Source organism: Sphingobium sp., from assembly GCF_035511395.1.
Lineage (GTDB): Bacteria > Pseudomonadota > Alphaproteobacteria > Sphingomonadales > Sphingomonadaceae > Sphingobium.
Genome location: NZ_DATKFP010000052.1, coordinates 1 through 18,809, shown reverse-complemented (window position 1 = coordinate 18,809; position 18,809 = coordinate 1). Strand labels below are relative to the sequence as shown.

Sequence of the window (18,809 nt, the reverse complement as noted above, 5' to 3'; positions counted from 1 at the left end):
TCGCTGCGGCCTGATCCTGCGCAGTGAGGCCTTGCGATCAAATCCCAAGCGCAATATCCGCAGGGATTGTGCCCTTTCGGCTCACAAGCCTGGCTCCAAAATCATCTTCGAGCGCCACTTTTGCGAGCGCATATTCGACAAGATCGGTGGTCGAGGCGATGCCGCTGCGCATCTTGGCGCGATCGATGAGTTCGCGTGGCACGCGGGCGCCGACCGCGCTGTTCGTGCCCGACAGCAAACCCGCCGCCTTGGCAGCGGCCACGACCGCTTCATGTCGCTGAGACAGATGATCCTCGTGCTTCGTCGCCATCACGGCCTCCTTTCGTTGAACATATACGCCAATTTGTAAAACATACAAGCCGCCGTCGTACCGGCTGCCGCCGGTCGAGGTCTTGTGAAACCGATATCGCGGTGCGCGAAAGGGAAGGGAGGGGCGGGGATGTGACAGGAGCGGTGAAGCACCTGTCGCTCTGCATCTCAAGGAGACGATTTCCATGGCGACCCTTGCCCCCATGAACGAAAGCCCCCGCGTTACGGCACCCTATCGGATCGATGTCTCGCGCGGACGCATGAGCAGCCGCGTATCGTCCGAGTGGTTCTCCCGTCCCGACGACGAGAAATATCTCTCGCTGACCAGTCTCTATGATGCCGTGCGCGGCCGCGCGGACCGTGCGACCACGCGTATCGTTGAAAGCCGGTCGATCCGGGTCGAGGCGAAAAGCGACAATCCAGAGCGGCTGATGCTGGTGGCGCCTGGCGATGATCGACCGCTTGCCCCCACCAACTGGTCTTTCGGCCAGGTAGCAAGTCTCGTCGGTGCCCCGGCCTCTTATCTGCGCCAGCTTCCTGCCGCGCTTGCCGGCATCAACCTGCAGCATGGGTTGATCAACCACCGTGGCGAACAGGTTAAACTGCTCCAGACCGAGAATGGTCGCACCGAATTGCGGGCGGCGACCGGGTCGGAATATGGCAGGATCTTCGACTGGGAACTGGTCCAGGCGGTGATGGCCTTTGCCGGCGATGGCGTCGGCGACACGCGCTGGAAGGTGCCCGGAACCATCGACTGGGGCAGCATGACCTATAACCCTCATGTCGATATCACCAGGGAGACGACCACGCTCTACGCATCGGACCGGGACATTTTCCTGTTCCTCGTGGACGACACGCACCCTATCGAGGCTGGCAAGCTCCCAAATGGCGATCCCGACCTTTATTTTCGAGGGTTCTACGCCTGGAACAGTGAAGTCGGCTCCAAAACGCTCGGGATCGCGACTTTCTATCTGCGCGGCGTATGCGCCAACCGCTGTCTGTGGGGTGTCGAGAATTTCGAGGAGGTCAACATCCGCCACTCGAAATTCGCCGGCGCCCGTTTCGCGCATCAGGCCGCGCCCGCGCTCGAGCATTTCGCGAACTCTTCGCCGTCGCATTTCATCTCCGGCATCAAGGCCGCTCGCGAGCGGATCGTCGCGCGCAAGGAGGAAGAGCGCGAACCCTTCCTGCGCAAACGCGGCTTTTCCAAGGCCGAGACGGCAAAGATCATCCAGACCGTGCTGGCCGAGGAAGGCCGTCCACCGGAATCCATCTATGATTTCGTCCAGGGCATAACAGCGCTGGCGCGCGCGAAGCCGCATCAGGACAGCCGCCTCGACCTGGAGAATAAGGCCAGAAAGCTGCTCGAACAGGCGCTTTGAGGAGGCCCGGTGCCGCCGCTCTCATGCCTTCTCCACCCTCCTCCTCGCCATCCCGGTCAAGCGCCGGGGTGGCCATTGTCATGAAAGGATGCCGCCATGCGCGCCCAATCGTCCCTTCCCCTGCCGCAATTTATCGTCGACATCGCCTTCTTCAGCGGCGGCGAACACTATGCCACCGAGACTTACACTGTTCCCGCATCCACCTGGTTTGCTGCGGAGCAACAGGCGCTGCAGATGTCGGTAAACAGCGTCTATGACGATGCGCGTATTCCTGACCTCAGCCGAACCGCCACCGTCCGCACGGCCTGATCATGCTCTGCGATCAATCTCGATGACAGAACTTGCGAACCGGAATCCTGGAACGGGTGTGCCGATCCAGCCGCTGTCCGAACCGTGGGCGCCGTGCCACCTCCCCCTGGAGCCATCTCCATGACCCGCTACACATTATCCCGTCTCGAAACCGCTGCTTGTCTTTGGGAAGCGGTCCTCGAACTGCGCGATCGTGCTGCGACCACTCCCGATGCAAGCAGTCTGGCGCTTGCCTTGCGCACATGCTTCGATACGCTCGGCACGGCGGCGCTGCGTCTGATCGTGGTAGGCTGGGTCGATGCGGTCGAGGCTGCATGGCGCACCGTCGACGGCGAATATCCGTTGTCGTTTGATTGGGATTTCGTGCCCCGTTGGATTGCCGACACGATCGACTGGTCAGATCCGCGCCGTCCGGTCATTCGCGCAACTGCGCCCGTTCGGTACGCCGGATCGAAGTCGTTTCCATCGACCGGATATGACGCACCTCCCCAACCCGCGATTGGGACCAGCCATGAGGACCATCTGGCGATAGAGGTCCACACTGCCGTGATTGAACATCGGCATGGAATGAATATCCACGTTGCAGTCGATGCGATGGCTCTCGACGTGGAAATCGCTGCTTATTGCCGTGAATATTGGAGCGAGATTGACGACGCGCGCGACCCGAACGCTCTGTCCGACACCGAAGCTATATCAAGCTATTTCGAATGTCATCCGTCGGAAAGCTGCACGAAGGATCGCATGCGTATTGCGCCCGTCGCACACCCGTCTCCCCTTGCTGCCGGATCGATCGAGCAAGGCCGCTATTGTGTACTATCGACCGCCCATCTGACGGTTCATACCGCCTCATGCCTCGATAAATGGGCGTCCTGGCCGCCCAGTGATCGACCGATCGACATCGCGGCTTCCGTCTATGGCTGGCTCGTACCGACGCGCGCCACTGATGATGGCCGCCGTGCGCAATTGCCGCAGGATCTGCTGCGGCTCATCGCCTTCGGCCGCGCGCACGGCTTCCAGTTCCTGCTCTTCGACTGTGACGGCAGTGACGTCGACGGACTGCCGCTCCACCATTGGTAGGGAGGTTTCCAATCTGGCCGCCCCGGCATTCTCCGCGATTATCCGAATTTCCCCCCGACCTGATTCCAGAAGCCGATCTTGCGTCCATGCACCCTGCGAAGATCGGCCAGCCAGTCATCATGCGGTACGACATCGACATCGCCTGCGATACGGTCGGCCAAATCCGTCGCGGCTGCAAAGTCCCGCGCGGCATAGGGGTAGTATTTCGAACTCGCCCGGTCGAGCACGCCAGTCACCAGTCGGCGATAGAGCAAGGTGGCCCCACCCGGATCGGCCTGAGCCAATGCCTCGGCGGCAGGACGCAGAACATCGTAGGCCCGGACTTCCAGCTCGTCGAACCGCTCCCTGGTCAGCTTCCCAGCGCGTTTGAGATCAGGCCAGGCGATGAGGAACGCCAGTGCCGATGTCGCTCGATCATAGGTCATGGCCCGATCGAGAGCCTGCCTTTCCGCAGTGACATCCTCGAAATCAGGCAAAGCCCTGAGCCAGTCGCGCAACGCATGAGCGTCGAGCCAGCGGTCGAAGATCGCCTTGCGCTGCGCCTGCACATCGTCCCTGTGGCCCAGCGCTTCAAAGGCGCGTAATTTGAGATCGGCGAGTTCGCGCTCGTTATGGCTGCGCTCAACCGGTGCGTCGATCCAGTCGAGGGCTTCTGCCGCACGATCTTGCGCGATCAGGCGGGCGGCAACCTGCGCATTGACCAGGGGATTGCGGCGATCGGGATCGGCCGTTGCAATATAGGCGTCCACATCGCCGTCGAGGTCGGCAAGTTTGGGCAACATCCAGCCGACCTTATAATCGAACTGCCGTCGCTCCGGGCCGGTCAGCCCCGCCTGCCGTTCCAGCAGCATCCGTCGCAAGGCTGCGCGGCCTGTCTGTCCCAGAGCCGGGGAGGCTGCGTCCGGCAGGTCGTCGAACACGCCATAGCCATCCCTTTCGATCAGCGTTAAAATATCCCCGGCGAGCTGCTCGACATCGGGTACATCGGCTCGGGCCCACAGCCCGCCCAGATCTTCGCCGCCTTGCCGGAACACCGTGCCCAGCGAACCGCTGCTGTCGTCTGACCTTTCGAACACCGGTTCGGCAAGGCTCAGCAGCAGCTTCATGCAATCGACCGCCTGGCTCCGCGAGGTTTCGGCCAGTGGTCCCAATATGGTTTCCCGCAACTGGTCGAGTTCGCGCGCGAGCGGACCTACCTTGTCCCATTCGACGAACCCGCGCGAACGCCGAATGGTCTTCAGCCGCTTGTCGATTTCGTGGGCCAGGGCCCCGCTATCGTCCTTCGCCGCCAGCTCCATGCGGACCGCGCGGGCGAATATGGCGTCACGCTCCGCCTGGGCCAGGACAAGCCGGGCAAGGCGCGCTGGTCCCAGCGCTTCGATCGCCTCGAGCGTCATCCTGCCGGTGCCGCGTCTACCATTGCCAGAGGTCGCCATCAGATGTCTTCACCTCCCGACCGTCCTGTCCCCTTGATCAGCGCAAGCAGCATGGCGTGCAGCGCCTCTTCCGCGCGCTCGCGCCGCGCCGGGTCGGCGGCGGAAATGTCCCGGCGCATCCAGTCCGGCAGGCGGCGCAGAAAGTCGGTGAGTTGCGAATCCAGATCCTGAGGCATTCCTTGTCCTTCGCAGTCCGAGACCGCTGCCGCAATATCGGATGCACAGTGGCATCCGCAGGCGCCATGGCCCTCGAAGACAAACGGAGGGAAGGAAGAGGGGAGGGATGATGGGTTCCAGTCCGGAACCAGGGAGACCGCCATGCCCCTTCCAACAACGATCCATAGCGCAGTCAGCCCGGACGCGATCCGCCGCGCGTCCCGCCTTTTTTCAGGCGACAGCCGGGACTGCCTTCATGAGATGTTCCAGAATGCCAGACGCGCCGGCGCCACCTGCATCGCGGTCAATCTGACCGAACAGGACGGCCGATCCCTTCTGCACATCCGCGATGATGGCTGCGGCATCGACGATCCAGCCGCCGTGCTGATGTTGGGACATTAGGGCTGGGGCGATGACATCGCGCGTAGCGAAGACCCGGCCGGCATGGGCATGTTCAGCCTTGCCGGCCGCACGGTCGAAATCCAGTCCTTCTCCCCCTCTGCCGGCACGGCCTGGAAAGTCGAGATCCCCGCGCATGCATGGGACAGCGGCGTGCCGCTTGCCATCGCCCCGGCCATGATCGATCATGGCACGCTGATCTCGATCGAAATGCCGGACGAGTGGATACATGGCCTGCACGCCGCCGTCGCCGATACCGCCCGCCATTTTCCCATACCGATTACATTGAACGGAGCGCTGCTGCTCCGGGAAGACTTTCTCAAGGACGCCATGTTCGTCGAGCAAGCCTGTGGCTGCCGTATCGGTGTCTATGACCAGGATCCCGACTGGCAGGATGGCCGCCGCATCAATTTTCACGGGCACCGTGTCAAATGCGCCTTGCCGACGGTTCGGGAAGAAAAAGACAATGGCAGTCTCTGGACGGTCCGGATCGATATTATGGATGCGCCGGAAATTCATATGGTTCTGCCGGCGCGCAAGGAGGTCATCGACAACGCGGCATTGAAGGCGCTTCGCGACGCTGCCGAGCAGATCCTGTACAAGGCCATCGAGACCCAACCGGACCATCGGCTGCCCTTTACCGCCTGGCAGCGGGCGTGCGAGCTGGGCGTTACGCTGCCGCAAGCGCGCTCAGGGCTGGCGATCTGGCGTCCGCAGACCGCCGACGACTGCCATGGGCGCAGCAGCCGCATGATCGCTCCTGAAGGCGCAATGCTGATCGTGCCCTCACTGGAGCCTGATATTGCGCAGGCGCTTGCGCTGGCTCGGGGCAAACCGCCCATTGAGGATGTGCAACTCGTCGAGGCGGAAGATGCGCTGCAAGGCTACGCCTGGTATGACACGCTCCCGGTGATCAGGGATATTTCCCTGCGCATCGACCGGGAAGGTTCCGTCCATCGCTATGACGACGACATGTGTCTCCCCGCCGATTTCGCTTGTGGCCTGGTCGACCGGATCGTCATCGAGCTGACGGTTTGTGAAACCGGTCGCACGGACGCGCCACACAGCTTCCATTCCATCGAAATCCCGGCGCTCGTCTGCCGCAATGGCGGTTGGGATATTGAGGAGGCCATAATCCTGGCCACGCGCGATGATGGTATCACCCCGGACAGACTGAGCCGCATGATCTATGCGACGATCTTCTGTGGGGCTGATGATGGCGACTGCGACAGCTGGGACACCCAGTCGCGATCCTTCGAACGCGAGGCGCGGCAGCACGCTACGCATATCCTCCTTGGGGAGGACGCTGCCACCCTCGAAGCCATCAACATGAGCGCATGGGATAATCTGAGCTGGCTGATCCCGCTCGATCGCAAGATCGTCATTCACGCCGAGCGCGGTGCCATCACGGTCGATTTCTTGCCGAATTGAAAGGGTGCCCGAGTTTGCTCGCCGCGCCTGTCACCCCTGTCCCAACCCAATCAAGGAGACCGGCCATGCGCCGCTTCCCCGTCTGCGCCTGTTCGACAGCGCATCTTCCCCGCGCCGAGAATGACGCCATCGACCGGCTGATCCAGCACGCGCCGCGAAGGAGCGGCCGGATCATCGTCGATCATCCGATCTTGTCGATCGAGGCCCACCAATATGGCTTCTGGGTCCATCTTGGCTTCATCGATGACTGGCCCGATCGCCCCGATGGGCTTTCGCCTGAATTCTGGGCTTTGCTGTCGGATGCCCGCAAGGCTGGAGCGAATTGGCTGAGCTTCGACCGTGATGAACCGCCTTCCGATCGGTTCCCGGTCTTCGCGGCCGGGCAGGGGGAGGCAACGGGCGACGCGGGGAAATCGGTCAATGCCGCAAACCCCGCTGCCAGGATCACGATCCGCTGTTCTGCATGTGGCAGCGCCGAGGTGATGCGCGATGCCTGGGCGCGCTGGGACGATGATGCCCAGGACTGGGCGCTAGGCGCTGTGTTCGACGCAGCTTTTTGCGAGGCCTGTGAAAAGGACGCCACGCTCTCCGAACAGTCGATCGAGGGATCGCAGCACAAGCATCCCTGATCGCCAGGCCGCCAGCCACTTATCGCGTCAAGCCCATTCCCTCGACCAGCATCTCCGGCCGCTCTCAGCGCCGCCGGGCAAAGGAGCATATCCCATGACGATCGCCAATCATGATTTCATCCGCGACACGAAAGTCCCGCTCGGCCGCTCATCGACCAGTCCGCTCGAACTGGATCTGGGTAAACTGATGGCGGGACGCTGCCTGATCCAGGGATCTTCGGGCGCGGGCAAAAGCCAGACGCTGCGCCGGATCATCGAAGAAGCCTTCGACTATCTCACCACCATCATTGTCGACCCGGAAGGCGAGTTCGCCAACCTTGCTACGCATATCGGCGCAACGACGGTCATCGCACGCGAATATGCCAATGATGGTCTCACAGCGCTCGCGCTGCGAACGCGGCAGCATCGTATCGCCCTCCATCTCGACCTTACCGATCTGGAGCCCGATCATCGCATCGAGAAAGCTGCGGCCTTCTTTGCGGGCCTGCTTTCGACACCGCGCGAACATTGGGCCCACACGGTGCTGGTATGTATCGACGAGGCGCATCTGCTCGCGCCGCATATGGCAGCCTCGGCCCGCGACGCGGAAACCCGCCGCCTCGGGGTCGCCACCTTGACGGATATGTGCGCGCGGGGTCGCAAGCGCGGGATCGGTACGATCATCGCGACCCAGCGCCTCGCCAAGCTTGCAAGTTCGGTGGTTTCCGAACTGCACAATCATCTGATCGGCCTCAATGTTTTTGATCGCGACGTGGCACGTGCTGCCGACCTTCTGGGGTTCGGCAGTGAACAGGCCGCGTTGCTGCGCCAGCTTCCGCCCGGCGAGTTCTTCGCCTTCGGACCCGCGCTCGCGGCGATCCCGGTGCTGGCGAAGATCGATCAGACAATCACCCCCCATATCGGGCGCACGCCCGATCTCGTCGCTGCCGCCGATCTTGATGCCGATGAAAGCCGGACCCTGCTCGATCTTGAGGCCCTGCGAGAGGTCATGCCGACAAGGGGCGATCGGGTGACCATGCGAGGCCAACGCGCGCTCGACGCCTTCCTCCTCGACCCGGCTGCCCCCGCCGCTGCACGGATTGTCGGCGCGCTGGGCAGCATAGCGCCCAACGCCACCACGGCGGACGATCTGGTGCGGCACCTTGCCCTGCCTGCGAACGATATCGATGCCGGGCTCGACCTGCTCGCCGCGATCGGTGCGTCCGACACCATGCCGCGCGGTGATACTCGGATCGCGCGGCTGTCTGCCCGGTTGCGCCTGCGTGTCGTCGATACGCCCGTTATCGGTCTGGTCTGAAGGAAGAACGTCATGACCCAGACAAGCTTCGATCTTGACGCTGATATCGTCGAACTTACGCGGTTCATTCCTGAACGGGGCATTGGCACAAGGACGCCACTTGCCGAGCTGGCTTTCCGTGCCGACGCATGGCTCCCCGATGAAACGCTGCGTTTGCGCGCCTCCTTCGCCGATGACTGCACGCTAGAGGAGATTGCCACAATGCTGGGCCGATCGCGTGCCAGCATCGCCACGCGTATCTATGATCTTGGCCTGCGCCGAAACTCGCGGCGATCCTGGATCGCGTGGGAAGATGAGGAACTGGCGCGCTGCTATACGCATGAACCAACCGCGACACTAGCCGCCCGCCTCGGCCGCGGTGTGAGCGCCCTTTATGCCCGTGCCCAACTGCTCGGACTCTCCGAACCTGGATCGCCGCCCTATAGCGGTTGGGAAGATGCACAGCTTCGCGCCGGCTACGAGAAAGCTGTGCCCGTTGCCCAGATTGCTAGTCTGATCGGCCGACCTTTTGCCGGAGTCATTTCCCGCGCTTCGGCGCTGGGTCTGCGCCATGCCTGCCAGCCGGACGACTGGAGCGACGCGGAAATGGCTCGCGCACTCGCACTCGCGGCCACAGGCGTGCCCTATGTCGTCATTGCCAGGGCGCTCGCTTCTGAGGGATTTCCGGCCCGGAACAGTCGCAGCCTGGGACAGCGTCTTCGCAAACTGGGTTACGGAAGGGGTTGGGGTCGCCCCTGGATCACCGAAGAAGATGAACTGCTGCGCCACGCTTATGCGACTGGTACGAGCCTGACGCCCCTGCGGGAGCGGCTTGGCCGCAGCCCGCATTCCATCCGCTGGCGTGCAGAGGCGCTTGGCTTGCGCGGCACGCATGTCCGCCGCGACGGGTTTCGGCAGGGACCTGTCTGGACGGCCGGGGAAGAAGCCCGGTTGCGAGCGGATTATGGCAAGGTCCCGACACGGGACATTGCCCGGGACCTTGGTCGCGGCGTGCGCGCTGTCCTCTATCATGCCAATCGCCTGGGGCTGGTGCATGGCTTCATGCGCGCGTTCAGTGCAGACGAGGATTGCGCCATCCGCAACGCCTGGATCCATGGCGTCTCGATGGTCGATGTCGCCCAGGCGCTTGGCCGCGATCCCGCCGTTATCGGTAAGCATGCCGCGCGTATCGGCTGCCGGTTCAATGATCCGGCCAGGCCCGTCCGAGGCCCCAGGACCCGGCGGGCAAATCGCACACCCGTCACGCTCGAAAGCCTGCTTGCACTTAACGCCGCTGCCGACCGGCCACTCGCTGCCTGAACCTACCCTAGCATGGAGGTCATGATGCCCTCGTCCGATCTGCCCGCCCGGTTGTCGCCTTGCCGGCGCCGCTTATGCTCATTCGATCACGCCTATAAAATCGCCCTCAATCTTCGGCGGGACACGGGCATCCCGCATTATGTCATTCGCGGGATCGTGCCCCTTCAGGCCTATCGGGTAACGACAAGGCCGCCGGCCTGGCCGGACCGCTGGCTGGCGATAGCGGCATGATCTCACCTTGCGCACCGCTACCGCTATTCGCTCGACCGTAGCCCCACCGCGGCTACCGCCGCGCCTCCAGCCTCGCGCCCCATCCACCTGCGCTGCCCCCGGCGGGGCTGTATTGGCGACCCCTCCTGCCGGGGGGTGGGGCGTAAAATTGTGGGCTGGTATGGCGTTGCGCCGGAGGGATGGGGAGCGATGTTCTCCGGGCGCGCGGCGCGCGGGGCAAGGTCGGGACAGAGAGGAGAGAAGGGACGGGGAGGGTGTCGCCGGAAAATGGATTTCGAGCGACATTCGAAAGGTCAAGACGATGAACATCGGTGAAATCTTCAATCAGAACGGCCGCCTGACGGGCTCGATCGCCACTCGCACGATCGATCTCCCGCGCATCGGGCTGCGCAAGGTCATGAGCGAGAATGAGAAGGCTCCGGTCTACGAGATCCTTGCGCTCAACGTCGCGCGTCGCTGGGTTCAGGTCGGCGCATTGTGGGAGGCTGCGTCCAAGCGCACCGGCGAGGTTTTCCTTGCCGGCAATATCGACGATCCCAGCCTCCCTGAACCGCTGCCGATCGCGCTCTTCCCGGCCGATCATGGGGGCTACATGGTCGCATGGCGGCGCGACACCATGCGCTCCGACTTCGGGGGCAGCATGGGGACCAGCCGCACCAATTATGACGATCGCGGTTCGCGCGACGAAGGCGGCTTCGGCGACAGCACCGCAGGGGCTGACGGCGAGCTGGCCGGTGCAGGCGCGCCGTTTGGCGAGGAGGACCCGTTCTGATCACCCGTTGATCGGAACCAGTTCGGGGCCGGGGAGGCGTCAGGCCTCCCCGGCCCTTTTCCTTTCTTCGCATGAGGAGACAGTCCATGCCGCTTCCTTCTTTTCATGACATCGCGTCGCTGTCCGATCTCTCCGCGCTCTGCGCCGCGATCATGGCCAGTCCCGCTATCCGGGATCTGCTGACACCCCAAAACACGCTTGTGGTCCGCTCGCCGGAAATACCTGGCGGCGTTACATGCGGCGAGATCATCGCTGCTATCTATGACCTGCTCGAAGGTACGCCCTTTGCGCCCCATGCGGCGCAAATCGTCGATGCTGTCCTGACGCGCTCAACCGCTTTCGCCAGCGTACGGGCGAACATGCACTGATCGACATAATGGGGCGGGACGCTTTTGCGCGTTCGCGCCTCTTTTCCTTTTCAATGATGAGGAGAAGTCCCATGACCCACGACCATTCGCACAGTATCAACCACTTTGCAGACCTGCCGGCGCTGTTTGCACAGATGACGGCGACACCGGAATTCAAGCGCGCCTTTGGCGACCCCATCCCGCTTTCGATCATCGCGCCGGGCGACGAGCCGGGCGAGCATGATATGCCCGAACCGCTCCACGCGCAGGCCGATTGCGCGGGTGTGATCGCCACCATCTTCGATCTTTTGACCGATACCCGCCTGGACGCGCTCGCGTCCGAGATCGCCTGGGGCATGGTCAACAGCTTCCACTTCGTCGCTGGCAAGCTTGAACGACAGGAAGACATGCTGGCCCATGAGCTGCGCGATATGATCCGGCGGATCGAGCCTTCCGAGGTCTTCAACAGCGAACTGGAGGAGAAACAGCTCCTGTGCCAGTCGCTGACCGAACAGCGCGAGGCGGTCGAGTGTATGCGCGATTATGCCGCCGAAACTTTCCGCGTGCTGTCTGGTCGCCCCTGGTCGCCGGCTCGCGGATCGCGTGTATCGAAGGCGGCTACCGCTACGCAGGTGTCGATACAGGATTTCCTGCGCGCCCGTGAACTGGCCGAACGGGAGCGGTACCGTCCCCGTGGACCGATCGTTATCGCCTCAGGCCATGCGGAATGGCATGACTGGCAATTGCTCTGGGATCGGCTCGACACCATCCTCGAACGCATCCCGCATATGACGCTGGTGACGACCGCGCAGCGCAAGGGCTTCGACGCAATCGTGGCCTCTTGGGCTGGCAATCGGGAGGTGCAACTTGTGACATACTCGCTGACGGGGTCGGGGCGCGGTGCGCCCTTCGCCCGCAATCGCAAGCTTGTGGACCTGAAACCCGTCGAAGCCTTGCTGGGTGAGGGATCGGGTATTCAGGCCAATCTTTATCAGGCTCTGCGCAAGGCAGGCGTTCCGATCCATGCCTTCCGCAAGGCCGATCAGGTTCCGGTCGAAAAGGTCGCTCCGCTCCAACGCAACCGACTTCGCCGCGCCGCCTGACATAACATCGCTCGCATTTCGTTCGGGGACAGCGCTACGCGCGCTGTCCCCATTTTCATGGAACAGATGCTGACCCTGGCGATGAGGGCAAGCGTGGCTAGATCTCTCCCGCAAGGACAGCGCCTGGAGGCACCCATTTGCGAATCAGGGGCATCGAGCCCCAGATTCGCAACGCCTCTTCTCTCTCTCAAGAATTCCAAGGGTGGCACGGGACCGCGTCGGCCTCAAGGACGACGGGGCCCCACCATTTTTCGGGGCGGCTCAGGCGCCGCGCTTCTCACTCGACCATGGTGGCCGCCCCAAAAAATCGTGACCCCCATCGCCGGCTGCGCCGGTCGCGTTCCGCGATCCTTGACCCCGCCGCTCGGAGCCCGTGCCCAAGGGGGAACCTCTTTCGTTTCAACAGGAGGTTCACATGACGAAGATCAACCAGTCTGACCGCACATTTTCCGACATCGCCGCATTCATCACGCAGGAGACAGCGGCCACCACCGACGATTTCCACGCCGCCTTCGCGTCCGATCTAGATGGTGTCCGCATCGGGCCAGGCGGTGAGGAGATGGCGACCGACATGCCCGATCCGAGGGAAGCCCAGCTCGCCGTCGAACTGATCGTCACGACACTTTTCGATGTCCTGCGCGACACGCGCTTGGAGCCCGCCGCGCAACGCCTGGCATGGGGTATCGTCAACAGCTTCCATCACGTCGCCGACCAGTGGGAGGGCCAGGCCGACAAGGCGACACGGCAGGTTCAGGACCTGCTGCGTCGCGCCGATGGCAGCGAAATCCATAGCGTCGAACTCGAGCAGGCACGCGACGAACTTGAATATCTTGACGAAGCTACCGATGCACTGCGGTGCATGCGCGACCATGCCGCTGACGTCTTCCATACCGAAACCGGACGGCCATGGTCCGCGCCCAAGGGATCGCTGGTATCGAGTAAGCGCACCGCGTCGGTGATTGCCGCCACCGATTTCCTCGCCGCCCGTCGTCAGCGCAGAACTGACGCGCACAACCCGCAAGGGCCCATCGTGATCTTCTCAGGAGGAGCGGAATGCTGGTTCGACGACCGTCTCATCTGGGAGAAGCTCGATGAAGCCAAATCCCGAAATCCGATGATGGTGCTGGCGACGACTGCGCAGGACAAGGGGTGCGACGCCATGGCCGCAGCCTGGGCAGCGTCGCGCAAGGTGACGCTCATCACATTCCGCCTCAGTGCGAAGCTGGGCAAGCGGGCGGGGTTCGTACGCAACGAGCAGATGGTGGGCCTCCGTCCCGTCGAGGCGCTGGTCTGCGAAGGATCGGGATTGCAATCGCACCTCGCGCGGCTGGTCAGAGAGAAGCGTATCCCGGCGCGGTTTGTCCGACTGAGCGATCAGGAATGGGAGGCGCAATGACGTCCCGCGAGGATCGGTCCGGTTTACCGGGCCGGTCCTCATTTCTTTTTCGAGCGCAGCACTCGCCCCCGCTCAGGGACCCGCAAGCGGGCCCGTCGCGGGGGCGATGCGGAACCGCCAGCGCGGTCCCGGCCTCCTGCGCGCGGCTTCGCCGTGCTCGTCGCAGGGACACCCTTTGGGTGCGGTTTGGGAGGGCGAGTCGTCGCGAAAACGTTCAGCGTGACCATCAGAGGAGGGGAGGGCCATAGCGCGGAATGCCTCCTATGGCTTTATCATCTAGAATGATCGGAGCAGGGGAAGTCTCGCTGATATCCGTCGATGTGCAGAACGGGGATGCTTCATCACTATCGGGTTTGCCCCGGAAGGCCGCATCGTCATCCTGCGCTCTGATACCGACAGGAATGGGCTTTTTATGCTCCACTCCTGCCGGTCATCATCAGATTGCCGCTTCGCGGCGGGTCAGGTCACCGGCGGCAACTTTTTCAGGGCAGTCAGCGCTGCGCCGCCACCAACCCGGATCGCCTGCATCAGAAGCTCGCGAAACTCGCGTTCCGTCAGCGTTTCTATCGGCACGTCGTTCACCATGGCCGCATATTTGCCGCGCAGAGCGCGGCGAGCTGTTTCCAGATCTTCCGTCAGCTTGCGCTGACGTGTTTCGAGATCGGCAAGCCGATCCCTTTCGGTCATCTTTGGCATTTCCATCGTCCTTCCCCGATGGCCTGCCCGTCACACGCAACTGTGCCATATCGACGGGCCAAAGCAAGTGCGGCTTGCCGCTTCCTGGGGGACTGGCGGGGTGTACGGCGCGCCGACGAGGCAGCGATGCTGGCAAGCGAAGCCCGGCGTTAAATCCCCTGATGAAAGGTAATCACGCTCTCGGGACCGGGCCTTATATCCGGCCTCCATTTTAAATTCTGGGAGAACAAGCTCATGAGCTCTACCCCTCAAACCGCCCTGATATCGGTCCCTGAAAACCAGCAGCAAGGGTGCCCCGCGCCTACCGGCACGAGACAGCGCAGCGCGAGCGCGCTGCGTAAGGCGGGACGCACGGCGCAAGGCCGTTTTGTAATGGACCCTACGCACGGGTGCTGCGGGCGCATTATGCCCTGAAAACATCGAGATAAGTCTGTATTACATGTCTCACGTCGAACCGGTGGGCTGTCGTACGCGAAACACCACGCTCACTCGCTACAACCTATCTTATTGAAACGACATCTGGAATTTCGTGATACGCGTCGTACGCCAATGCGGATTCCAGAATGCTGTGTCGCCGGAACCGTCGGGGCGACGCCCGTTGAATCCTGGCCGAATTCATGGTCTTTTTTGTCGCGGCAGAAAGGACAGCACCATGACGGAATTGAACGAGGCATATATCAGCGACCTCCGCCGGGCGGTGATCAAGGCCATCTGCGAAGTGTCGGCGCAAAGGCAACAATCCCCAGCGGCGGGGAAGGGGGACACTCTCTATATCGGCTCGGCTGAAGTCTGTCAGATGCTCACGATTTTGCTGACCGAGTTTCTGGAGGGCGTCCCTGGTCTCGATACGCCCAGTGAGGTGCGGCGCATGTCGGACGTTGTAGCCAGGAAGATCAGACTTGGGATCGGCGAAATCCGTCGACACCGCGACGAGACAGGCGGAACGCCGCCGCCGTCCATCATTATCAGAAGCAACTGAGTCTGTTTAGCCTGTGTCCTGTCTGCATTTATTCTCAGCGCTGAATCTCTGGATCAACCTGGTGATAGGGCGGCTTGCACCAATATCGCCATTCCGGTAATATGCGCTCGCTTCATGATATTTTCGAAGGTCTCCGTATAAGGAGACCCTTCGCTTGCCCAGCTTAATTTCCGCCTCGATGAATCGCTGCATGCTGCCTTGATGCGCCGTGCGCTTGGCGCGATCCTGTCCTTATCGGGGTTCATTCGTCAGCTCCTCGAACAGGCGGTCGATGAGCGCAAACGCTATGTTTTCTCTTCCCAGGATGAGATCCTCGCTACCTCGATCCAAATCCTGTCAATCGTCGCGACATCCGTCGGCCAGCAATCCCTCAAAGCGCTGGAACAGGGCATGGCGCGGACCCAAATGATCCTTACCGAACGCGGATTGCTTGGCGGGGAGGATCTCTCATGAGACACCCTGTGTCTACCTCAATAATATCATGCGGCGAGTTTGAGTGCTCCGACGTGGATCTCGGGATTGTACTCAGCATAGTTTTGCCAAGCACGCCAAAGAACACGGATCCATGCGCGAGCGAGGATCCTGGTTGCATGCTGATGAGTGAAGCCGCGACCTCTAGCTCGCGTGTAGATGTCAGCCGCCCATGGCGAGGAATGTCGGGAATTGTCTGCAAAGCAGACGATGGCTCGGCGCAAACGATGATTGCAGGCCCATCGGAAAACTACTCCGCGACTCTTGCCAGAGGCATGAGTGACGGGACAGACGCCGGCTTCTGCGGCGAGATGGTCTTCAGAGAGATAGCGTTGCCGAACGTCTCCGAGTTCTACGAGTATTTGTGCGGCACAGATCCGGCCGGCTCGCGGGAAGGACATGATGATCCTGCCGTCGGCAAGTTGAGCGACATCATGTTCGATACGCTTGGAAAGTTTAGCAATTTGGCGCACGACCTGTTCGAGCACCGTCGCGAGGGCCTGGACGAGTTCACCGGTCGCAACGACTTCGCTTTTTTGGGCGTGCCCTGTTGGTGCGCTACGAAGTCGGCCGAGGAGCTGAGCAGCCGATTTACGCCCCGAATAGCTGTTTTGAACCAGAAAGCTGGCGAGACGTTTTTCACCGAGCCGCGCGGCGCTGTCAGGCGTTGGATATCGACTGACGAATGCGAGAGCGATCGGACTGTCGATGGCGGCAAAAATAGCATTGGCTCCTGGCCAAAAGCCGTCGAGCAAACTGCGCAACTGGTTGGCCAAAGCGATCCGCTGGGCGACCAGATCATCCCGGCCGCGTACCAGTACTCTCAATGCTCGGATATCGTCGGAGACGGGACTGAGCGGACGGAAACGGTGTCCATCAGTGCGCAGGATGTCGGCAAGCATGTAAGCGTCGCCGGGGTCAGATTTGCCGCCAGCAGCGGATACCGCGGGCGGCACGCTTTGACTACGTTAGGGTGGATCGGGATGATAGGATGCCCGGCCTCGACCAAAGTGTCGATAAGCAGGCCGGTGGGTCGCTCGATCGCAATAGGCAAATCTTCAGGCGCCGCTATCTTGCGCAAGGATGCCAGGAGAGCAGCAAGACCGGACGCATCATGGGAAATCTCCCAGCGTGCGATAATCTGGCCGCTATCATTGACCAAGCATATGGCGTGGCTCACGCCACCCCAGTCCAGCCCAGCATACAAGTTCATATGCAAATCTCCTCTGATGGGTGTAGAAGCACCCGAGCTGGGAGATCGGACGGATCGCTCACTGACAGGCGCTCTGGCCGGCAAGCACTGGCGCTACACCCTGTTGTCCGTTGCGGTCTCCCGGCACCTGCCGCGCGACTGGTCTCATGGGGGCCGTCACACGGCGAGCATCTTTGGTCGTCACGGCAGATGCTCAGGCTGTTGAACACTACGCCGCTACGCGGCTCCGCGTCCAACAGCCTGGAGGTACTCCAGTGAGCATCTTCCGCAACGACACGTTGGGCTCCTGGACGCGCGGCGGACAGGCGATAGTCCACAATGTCCGCATGACGACCCAGGTCTTCTACCATACCATATTGGCCGGCTTCATCATCTGGATCATCGGCACGCTCTGGTATGCGTTCGAGAAGTCGACCGAATATGAGCGGTTCGTTCTGGTCAAGCTGGCTGAGGCCACGATCAAGGTGGATGCTGCCGCCGGGACTCGGCAATACCGAGGACTGCTTCTCGATCCGAGACTAGGTGGAAAAGGGGGCAGACGGAAGCTGGCTCTTCATCGCCGCGAAGGCAGATCAGTGGCCTGCTGCCGGTTTGGTGTCAGCCGCACCAGTTCGCGTGTCGTCGGCGCATTCTCCCAGCGGCTCATCGTTGGCTGGCTTGCCAGGCCGATCACGCCGCCGGGCAGTTTGCCCAGCGCCAGCTTGAACCCCGGCTCGTGACGCAAACTGTCGAGATCATTGGCATCCTCATAGCCGCAGGCGATCGCCAGCATGCGAGCGCAGGATGTCGGCGAGGTCATGAACAACGCGGCTCTGATCGCGAGGATCGGCAATGCACTCGACAAGCCGTTCCGCAATGCCAAGCTGTCGCTCCGCCTGCGCCAGCTACGCCACCATCGGATGTGAGCCGACCGCCGTCGAAGGCGGCGGTCACTTTCTTGCGGCAAATCGCTGGGAATGAGAAACCGAAGGGGCTATCATCTGCCATGGCGGTCGTGGCTCTTTCTGTCCGGCGTAGAGGGATGATTTAAGCACCCTTTCTCTATTCCAGATCAGTAGCTTATGCCACGTCCGCCAACCCCATTCCATGCCGCCGGTGAATAAGTCGGGCTAGGCGGCTGTCACCTTCTCCGGTGGCAATGATGCGCGCAACAGTTTTTTGGCGATGAGCCAGCGATCGCCGACCTTCACATATTCGTCTTCATATTTGACGTAGAAGCGGAGATGTTCGCCTGTCTTGCGCATGGTCTGCACGATGGCGACGGCGGTTCCCCGCGCCGTTCCCGGCGTCAGGTCCGATATGATGTGATTGGTGATCAGGTGAACGAGCTGATCGACGTTTCTGCTGATCTTTTCGCCATAGGCACGAATGGCGCCACGGCCTATGAATAGCGCGTCGGGAAAAAACGCTGTTTCGTCCAATATGGCATCGGGCGTGAAGATTTGTGCCCAATTGTCGGGATCGAAACTGTCGATATAATGGGCATATTGATAGGCAAGTTCTTGGATAGCCAGCCGATCTTCCGCACTCATGTTCATTTCTCCCTTCGAGAATGAGTATTTCCTTGTGTGCCGTTATTTTGGATGAAGGAGATGATGTCGGTTGTTTTGGATCCTGCGCCGAAGATGGCGGCGACGCCGATGGTTTTGAGTTCGTCGATATCGTCTGGGTGGATGATGCCGCCCAGGATGACGGGGACGTGGCCCACGCCTTTTGCCTTCATGGCGTCGATGAGTTGGCGGGTATATTCGACATAGGCGGCCGAGGAGAAGCTGATGCCCACGATGTCGGCCTTGCGCTGGGCGACGGCGCTGGCCATGCCCTCGACGCTGTTATGCTCGCCGATATAGTCGACGTCGATGCCGCCGGCCTCGTCG

Annotated in this window: 21 protein-coding genes and 3 pseudogenes; 15 read left to right on the top strand and 9 right to left on the bottom strand. The window is 61.8% G+C overall.

The features are described 5' to 3' along the window. Positions 1-37: 37 nt before the first annotated feature. Entirely contained in the window at positions 38-496 is a 459-nt protein-coding gene (locus VMR39_RS02905) for a hypothetical protein (RefSeq protein ID WP_325414163.1), read from the bottom strand. Between VMR39_RS02905 and VMR39_RS02900 the strand changes: the two genes are divergently transcribed. From VMR39_RS02900 to VMR39_RS02890, 3 genes are all read left to right on the top strand, one after another. Beyond that, on the top strand, positions 495-1,691 hold the full coding sequence (locus VMR39_RS02900; RefSeq protein WP_325414161.1) for a DUF932 domain-containing protein: 1,197 nt from the start codon (positions 495-497) through the stop codon (positions 1,689-1,691). The genes VMR39_RS02905 and VMR39_RS02900 overlap by 2 nt on opposite strands. 96 nt (positions 1,692-1,787) lie before the next feature. After that, positions 1,788-2,000, top strand: a complete 213-nt coding sequence (locus VMR39_RS02895) for a hypothetical protein (RefSeq protein WP_325414158.1) — start codon at positions 1,788-1,790, stop codon at positions 1,998-2,000. A 120-nt stretch (positions 2,001-2,120) separates the two neighbouring features. Next, positions 2,121-3,077: a hypothetical protein gene (locus VMR39_RS02890; RefSeq protein ID WP_325414156.1), complete on the top strand. Its 957-nt coding sequence runs from the start codon at positions 2,121-2,123 to the stop codon at positions 3,075-3,077. 38 nt (positions 3,078-3,115) lie between these two features. Here VMR39_RS02890 and VMR39_RS02885 read toward each other — a convergent pair whose 3' ends face one another. Together VMR39_RS02885 and VMR39_RS02880 are read right to left on the bottom strand one after the other, a co-directional pair. Beyond that, positions 3,116-4,513: a DUF6880 family protein gene (locus VMR39_RS02885; protein WP_325414154.1), complete on the bottom strand. Its 1,398-nt coding sequence runs from the start codon at positions 4,511-4,513 to the stop codon at positions 3,116-3,118. Beyond that, positions 4,513-4,689 (bottom strand): hypothetical protein, encoded by a 177-nt coding sequence (locus tag VMR39_RS02880; protein WP_019052742.1) that lies wholly within the window; start codon positions 4,687-4,689, stop codon positions 4,513-4,515. The genes VMR39_RS02885 and VMR39_RS02880 overlap by 1 nt, the downstream gene beginning before the upstream one ends. 142 nt (positions 4,690-4,831) lie before the next feature. Between VMR39_RS02880 and VMR39_RS02875 the strand changes: the two genes are divergently transcribed. The 9 genes from VMR39_RS02875 (at position 4,832) to VMR39_RS02835 (ending at position 13,573) form a co-directional block, all read left to right on the top strand. Continuing rightward, on the top strand, positions 4,832-5,071 hold the full coding sequence (locus VMR39_RS02875; protein ID WP_325414151.1) for a hypothetical protein: 240 nt from the start codon (positions 4,832-4,834) through the stop codon (positions 5,069-5,071). Positions 5,072-5,221: 150 nt separating this feature from the next. Next, positions 5,222-6,499 carry an ATP-binding protein gene (locus VMR39_RS02870; protein ID WP_325414149.1) on the top strand — a complete coding sequence of 426 codons (1,278 nt, stop codon included), beginning with the start codon at positions 5,222-5,224 and terminating at the stop codon, positions 6,497-6,499. Between the two features lie 65 nt (positions 6,500-6,564). After that, positions 6,565-7,128 (top strand): hypothetical protein, encoded by a 564-nt coding sequence (locus VMR39_RS02865; protein ID WP_325414147.1) that lies wholly within the window; start codon positions 6,565-6,567, stop codon positions 7,126-7,128. A 94-nt stretch (positions 7,129-7,222) separates the two neighbouring features. Next, on the top strand, positions 7,223-8,425 hold the full coding sequence (locus VMR39_RS02860) for an ATP-binding protein (RefSeq protein ID WP_325414145.1): 1,203 nt from the start codon (positions 7,223-7,225) through the stop codon (positions 8,423-8,425). A 12-nt stretch (positions 8,426-8,437) separates the two neighbouring features. Then, positions 8,438-9,724 (top strand): hypothetical protein, encoded by a 1,287-nt coding sequence (locus VMR39_RS02855; protein WP_325414143.1) that lies wholly within the window; start codon positions 8,438-8,440, stop codon positions 9,722-9,724. Between the two features lie 532 nt (positions 9,725-10,256). Continuing rightward, a complete protein-coding gene (locus VMR39_RS02850) occupies positions 10,257-10,727 on the top strand; it encodes a DUF736 domain-containing protein (RefSeq protein ID WP_088189812.1) in 471 nt (156 codons plus the stop codon). Positions 10,728-10,813: 86 nt separating this feature from the next. Beyond that, a complete protein-coding gene (locus VMR39_RS02845) occupies positions 10,814-11,095 on the top strand; it encodes a hypothetical protein (protein ID WP_325414138.1) in 282 nt (93 codons plus the stop codon). 71 nt (positions 11,096-11,166) lie between these two features. Further along, complete coding sequence (locus VMR39_RS02840) at positions 11,167-12,177, top strand: DUF2493 domain-containing protein (protein ID WP_325414136.1); 1,011 nt, start codon at positions 11,167-11,169, stop codon at positions 12,175-12,177. A 415-nt stretch (positions 12,178-12,592) separates the two neighbouring features. Next, complete coding sequence (locus tag VMR39_RS02835) at positions 12,593-13,573, top strand: DUF2493 domain-containing protein (protein ID WP_325414134.1); 981 nt, start codon at positions 12,593-12,595, stop codon at positions 13,571-13,573. Positions 13,574-14,032: 459 nt separating this feature from the next. On the opposite strand, the gene VMR39_RS02830 is transcribed toward VMR39_RS02835, so the two are convergent. Further along, positions 14,033-14,260, bottom strand: a complete 228-nt coding sequence (locus VMR39_RS02830; protein ID WP_157410148.1) for a hypothetical protein — start codon at positions 14,258-14,260, stop codon at positions 14,033-14,035. A gap of 661 nt (positions 14,261-14,921) precedes the next feature. Here VMR39_RS02830 and VMR39_RS02825 point away from each other — a divergent pair. Together VMR39_RS02825 and VMR39_RS02820 are read left to right on the top strand one after the other, a co-directional pair. Next, positions 14,922-15,248: a hypothetical protein gene (locus tag VMR39_RS02825; protein WP_325414131.1), complete on the top strand. Its 327-nt coding sequence runs from the start codon at positions 14,922-14,924 to the stop codon at positions 15,246-15,248. Positions 15,249-15,449: 201 nt separating this feature from the next. After that, a complete protein-coding gene (locus VMR39_RS02820) occupies positions 15,450-15,701 on the top strand; it encodes a CopG family transcriptional regulator (RefSeq protein ID WP_325414190.1) in 252 nt (83 codons plus the stop codon). A 26-nt stretch (positions 15,702-15,727) separates the two neighbouring features. Here the strand turns inward: VMR39_RS02820 and VMR39_RS02815 are convergent, their stop codons facing one another. After that, the gene (locus tag VMR39_RS02815; protein WP_325414129.1) at positions 15,728-16,675 is read right to left on the bottom strand and encodes an IS110 family transposase; all 948 of its coding nucleotides are present in this window, start codon (positions 16,673-16,675) and stop codon (positions 15,728-15,730) included. Next, a pseudogene (locus VMR39_RS30405) lies at positions 16,672-16,932 on the bottom strand (IS110 family transposase); the annotation flags it as partial. The gene VMR39_RS02815 and the pseudogene VMR39_RS30405, both read right to left, overlap by 4 nt. Before the next feature lie 254 nt (positions 16,933-17,186). Here VMR39_RS30405 and VMR39_RS02810 point away from each other — a divergent pair. Continuing rightward, positions 17,187-17,417: pseudogene (locus VMR39_RS02810) on the top strand (conjugal transfer protein TraD); the annotation flags it as partial. A gap of 113 nt (positions 17,418-17,530) precedes the next feature. Here the strand turns inward: VMR39_RS02810 and VMR39_RS02805 are convergent. The 3 genes and pseudogenes from VMR39_RS02805 to VMR39_RS02795 form a co-directional block, all read right to left on the bottom strand. Further along, positions 17,531-17,919, bottom strand: a pseudogene (locus VMR39_RS02805) (transposase); the annotation flags it as partial. Positions 17,920-18,041: 122 nt separating this feature from the next. Next, entirely contained in the window at positions 18,042-18,464 is a 423-nt protein-coding gene (locus VMR39_RS02800; RefSeq protein WP_325414128.1) for a nuclear transport factor 2 family protein, read from the bottom strand. A 2-nt stretch (positions 18,465-18,466) separates the two neighbouring features. Next, a partial coding sequence (locus tag VMR39_RS02795) for a cobalamin B12-binding domain-containing protein (protein ID WP_325414126.1) occupies positions 18,467-18,809 on the bottom strand: 343 nt, incomplete at its 5' end.

Coding starts and splice junctions, on each gene's coding strand:
- VMR39_RS02850 (WP_088189812.1), top strand. CDS start 10,257: ATGAACATCGGTGAAATCTTCAATCAGAACGGCCGCCTGACGGGCTCG.
- VMR39_RS02885 (WP_325414154.1), bottom strand. CDS start 4,513: ATGGCGACCTCTGGCAATGGTAGACGCGGCACCGGCAGGATGACGCTC.
- VMR39_RS02890 (WP_325414156.1), top strand. CDS start 2,121: ATGACCCGCTACACATTATCCCGTCTCGAAACCGCTGCTTGTCTTTGG.
- VMR39_RS02875 (WP_325414151.1), top strand. CDS start 4,832: ATGCCCCTTCCAACAACGATCCATAGCGCAGTCAGCCCGGACGCGATC.
- VMR39_RS02825 (WP_325414131.1), top strand. CDS start 14,922: ATGACGGAATTGAACGAGGCATATATCAGCGACCTCCGCCGGGCGGTG.
- VMR39_RS02845 (WP_325414138.1), top strand. CDS start 10,814: ATGCCGCTTCCTTCTTTTCATGACATCGCGTCGCTGTCCGATCTCTCC.
- VMR39_RS02820 (WP_325414190.1), top strand. CDS start 15,450: ATGCGCCGTGCGCTTGGCGCGATCCTGTCCTTATCGGGGTTCATTCGT.
- VMR39_RS02905 (WP_325414163.1), bottom strand. CDS start 496: ATGGAAATCGTCTCCTTGAGATGCAGAGCGACAGGTGCTTCACCGCTC.
- VMR39_RS02855 (WP_325414143.1), top strand. CDS start 8,438: ATGACCCAGACAAGCTTCGATCTTGACGCTGATATCGTCGAACTTACG.
- VMR39_RS02840 (WP_325414136.1), top strand. CDS start 11,167: ATGACCCACGACCATTCGCACAGTATCAACCACTTTGCAGACCTGCCG.
- VMR39_RS02895 (WP_325414158.1), top strand. CDS start 1,788: ATGCGCGCCCAATCGTCCCTTCCCCTGCCGCAATTTATCGTCGACATC.
- VMR39_RS02830 (WP_157410148.1), bottom strand. CDS start 14,260: ATGACCGAAAGGGATCGGCTTGCCGATCTCGAAACACGTCAGCGCAAG.
- VMR39_RS02860 (WP_325414145.1), top strand. CDS start 7,223: ATGACGATCGCCAATCATGATTTCATCCGCGACACGAAAGTCCCGCTC.
- VMR39_RS02865 (WP_325414147.1), top strand. CDS start 6,565: ATGCGCCGCTTCCCCGTCTGCGCCTGTTCGACAGCGCATCTTCCCCGC.
- VMR39_RS02835 (WP_325414134.1), top strand. CDS start 12,593: ATGACGAAGATCAACCAGTCTGACCGCACATTTTCCGACATCGCCGCA.
- VMR39_RS02880 (WP_019052742.1), bottom strand. CDS start 4,689: ATGCCTCAGGATCTGGATTCGCAACTCACCGACTTTCTGCGCCGCCTG.
- VMR39_RS02900 (WP_325414161.1), top strand. CDS start 495: ATGGCGACCCTTGCCCCCATGAACGAAAGCCCCCGCGTTACGGCACCC.
- VMR39_RS02800 (WP_325414128.1), bottom strand. CDS start 18,464: ATGAGTGCGGAAGATCGGCTGGCTATCCAAGAACTTGCCTATCAATAT.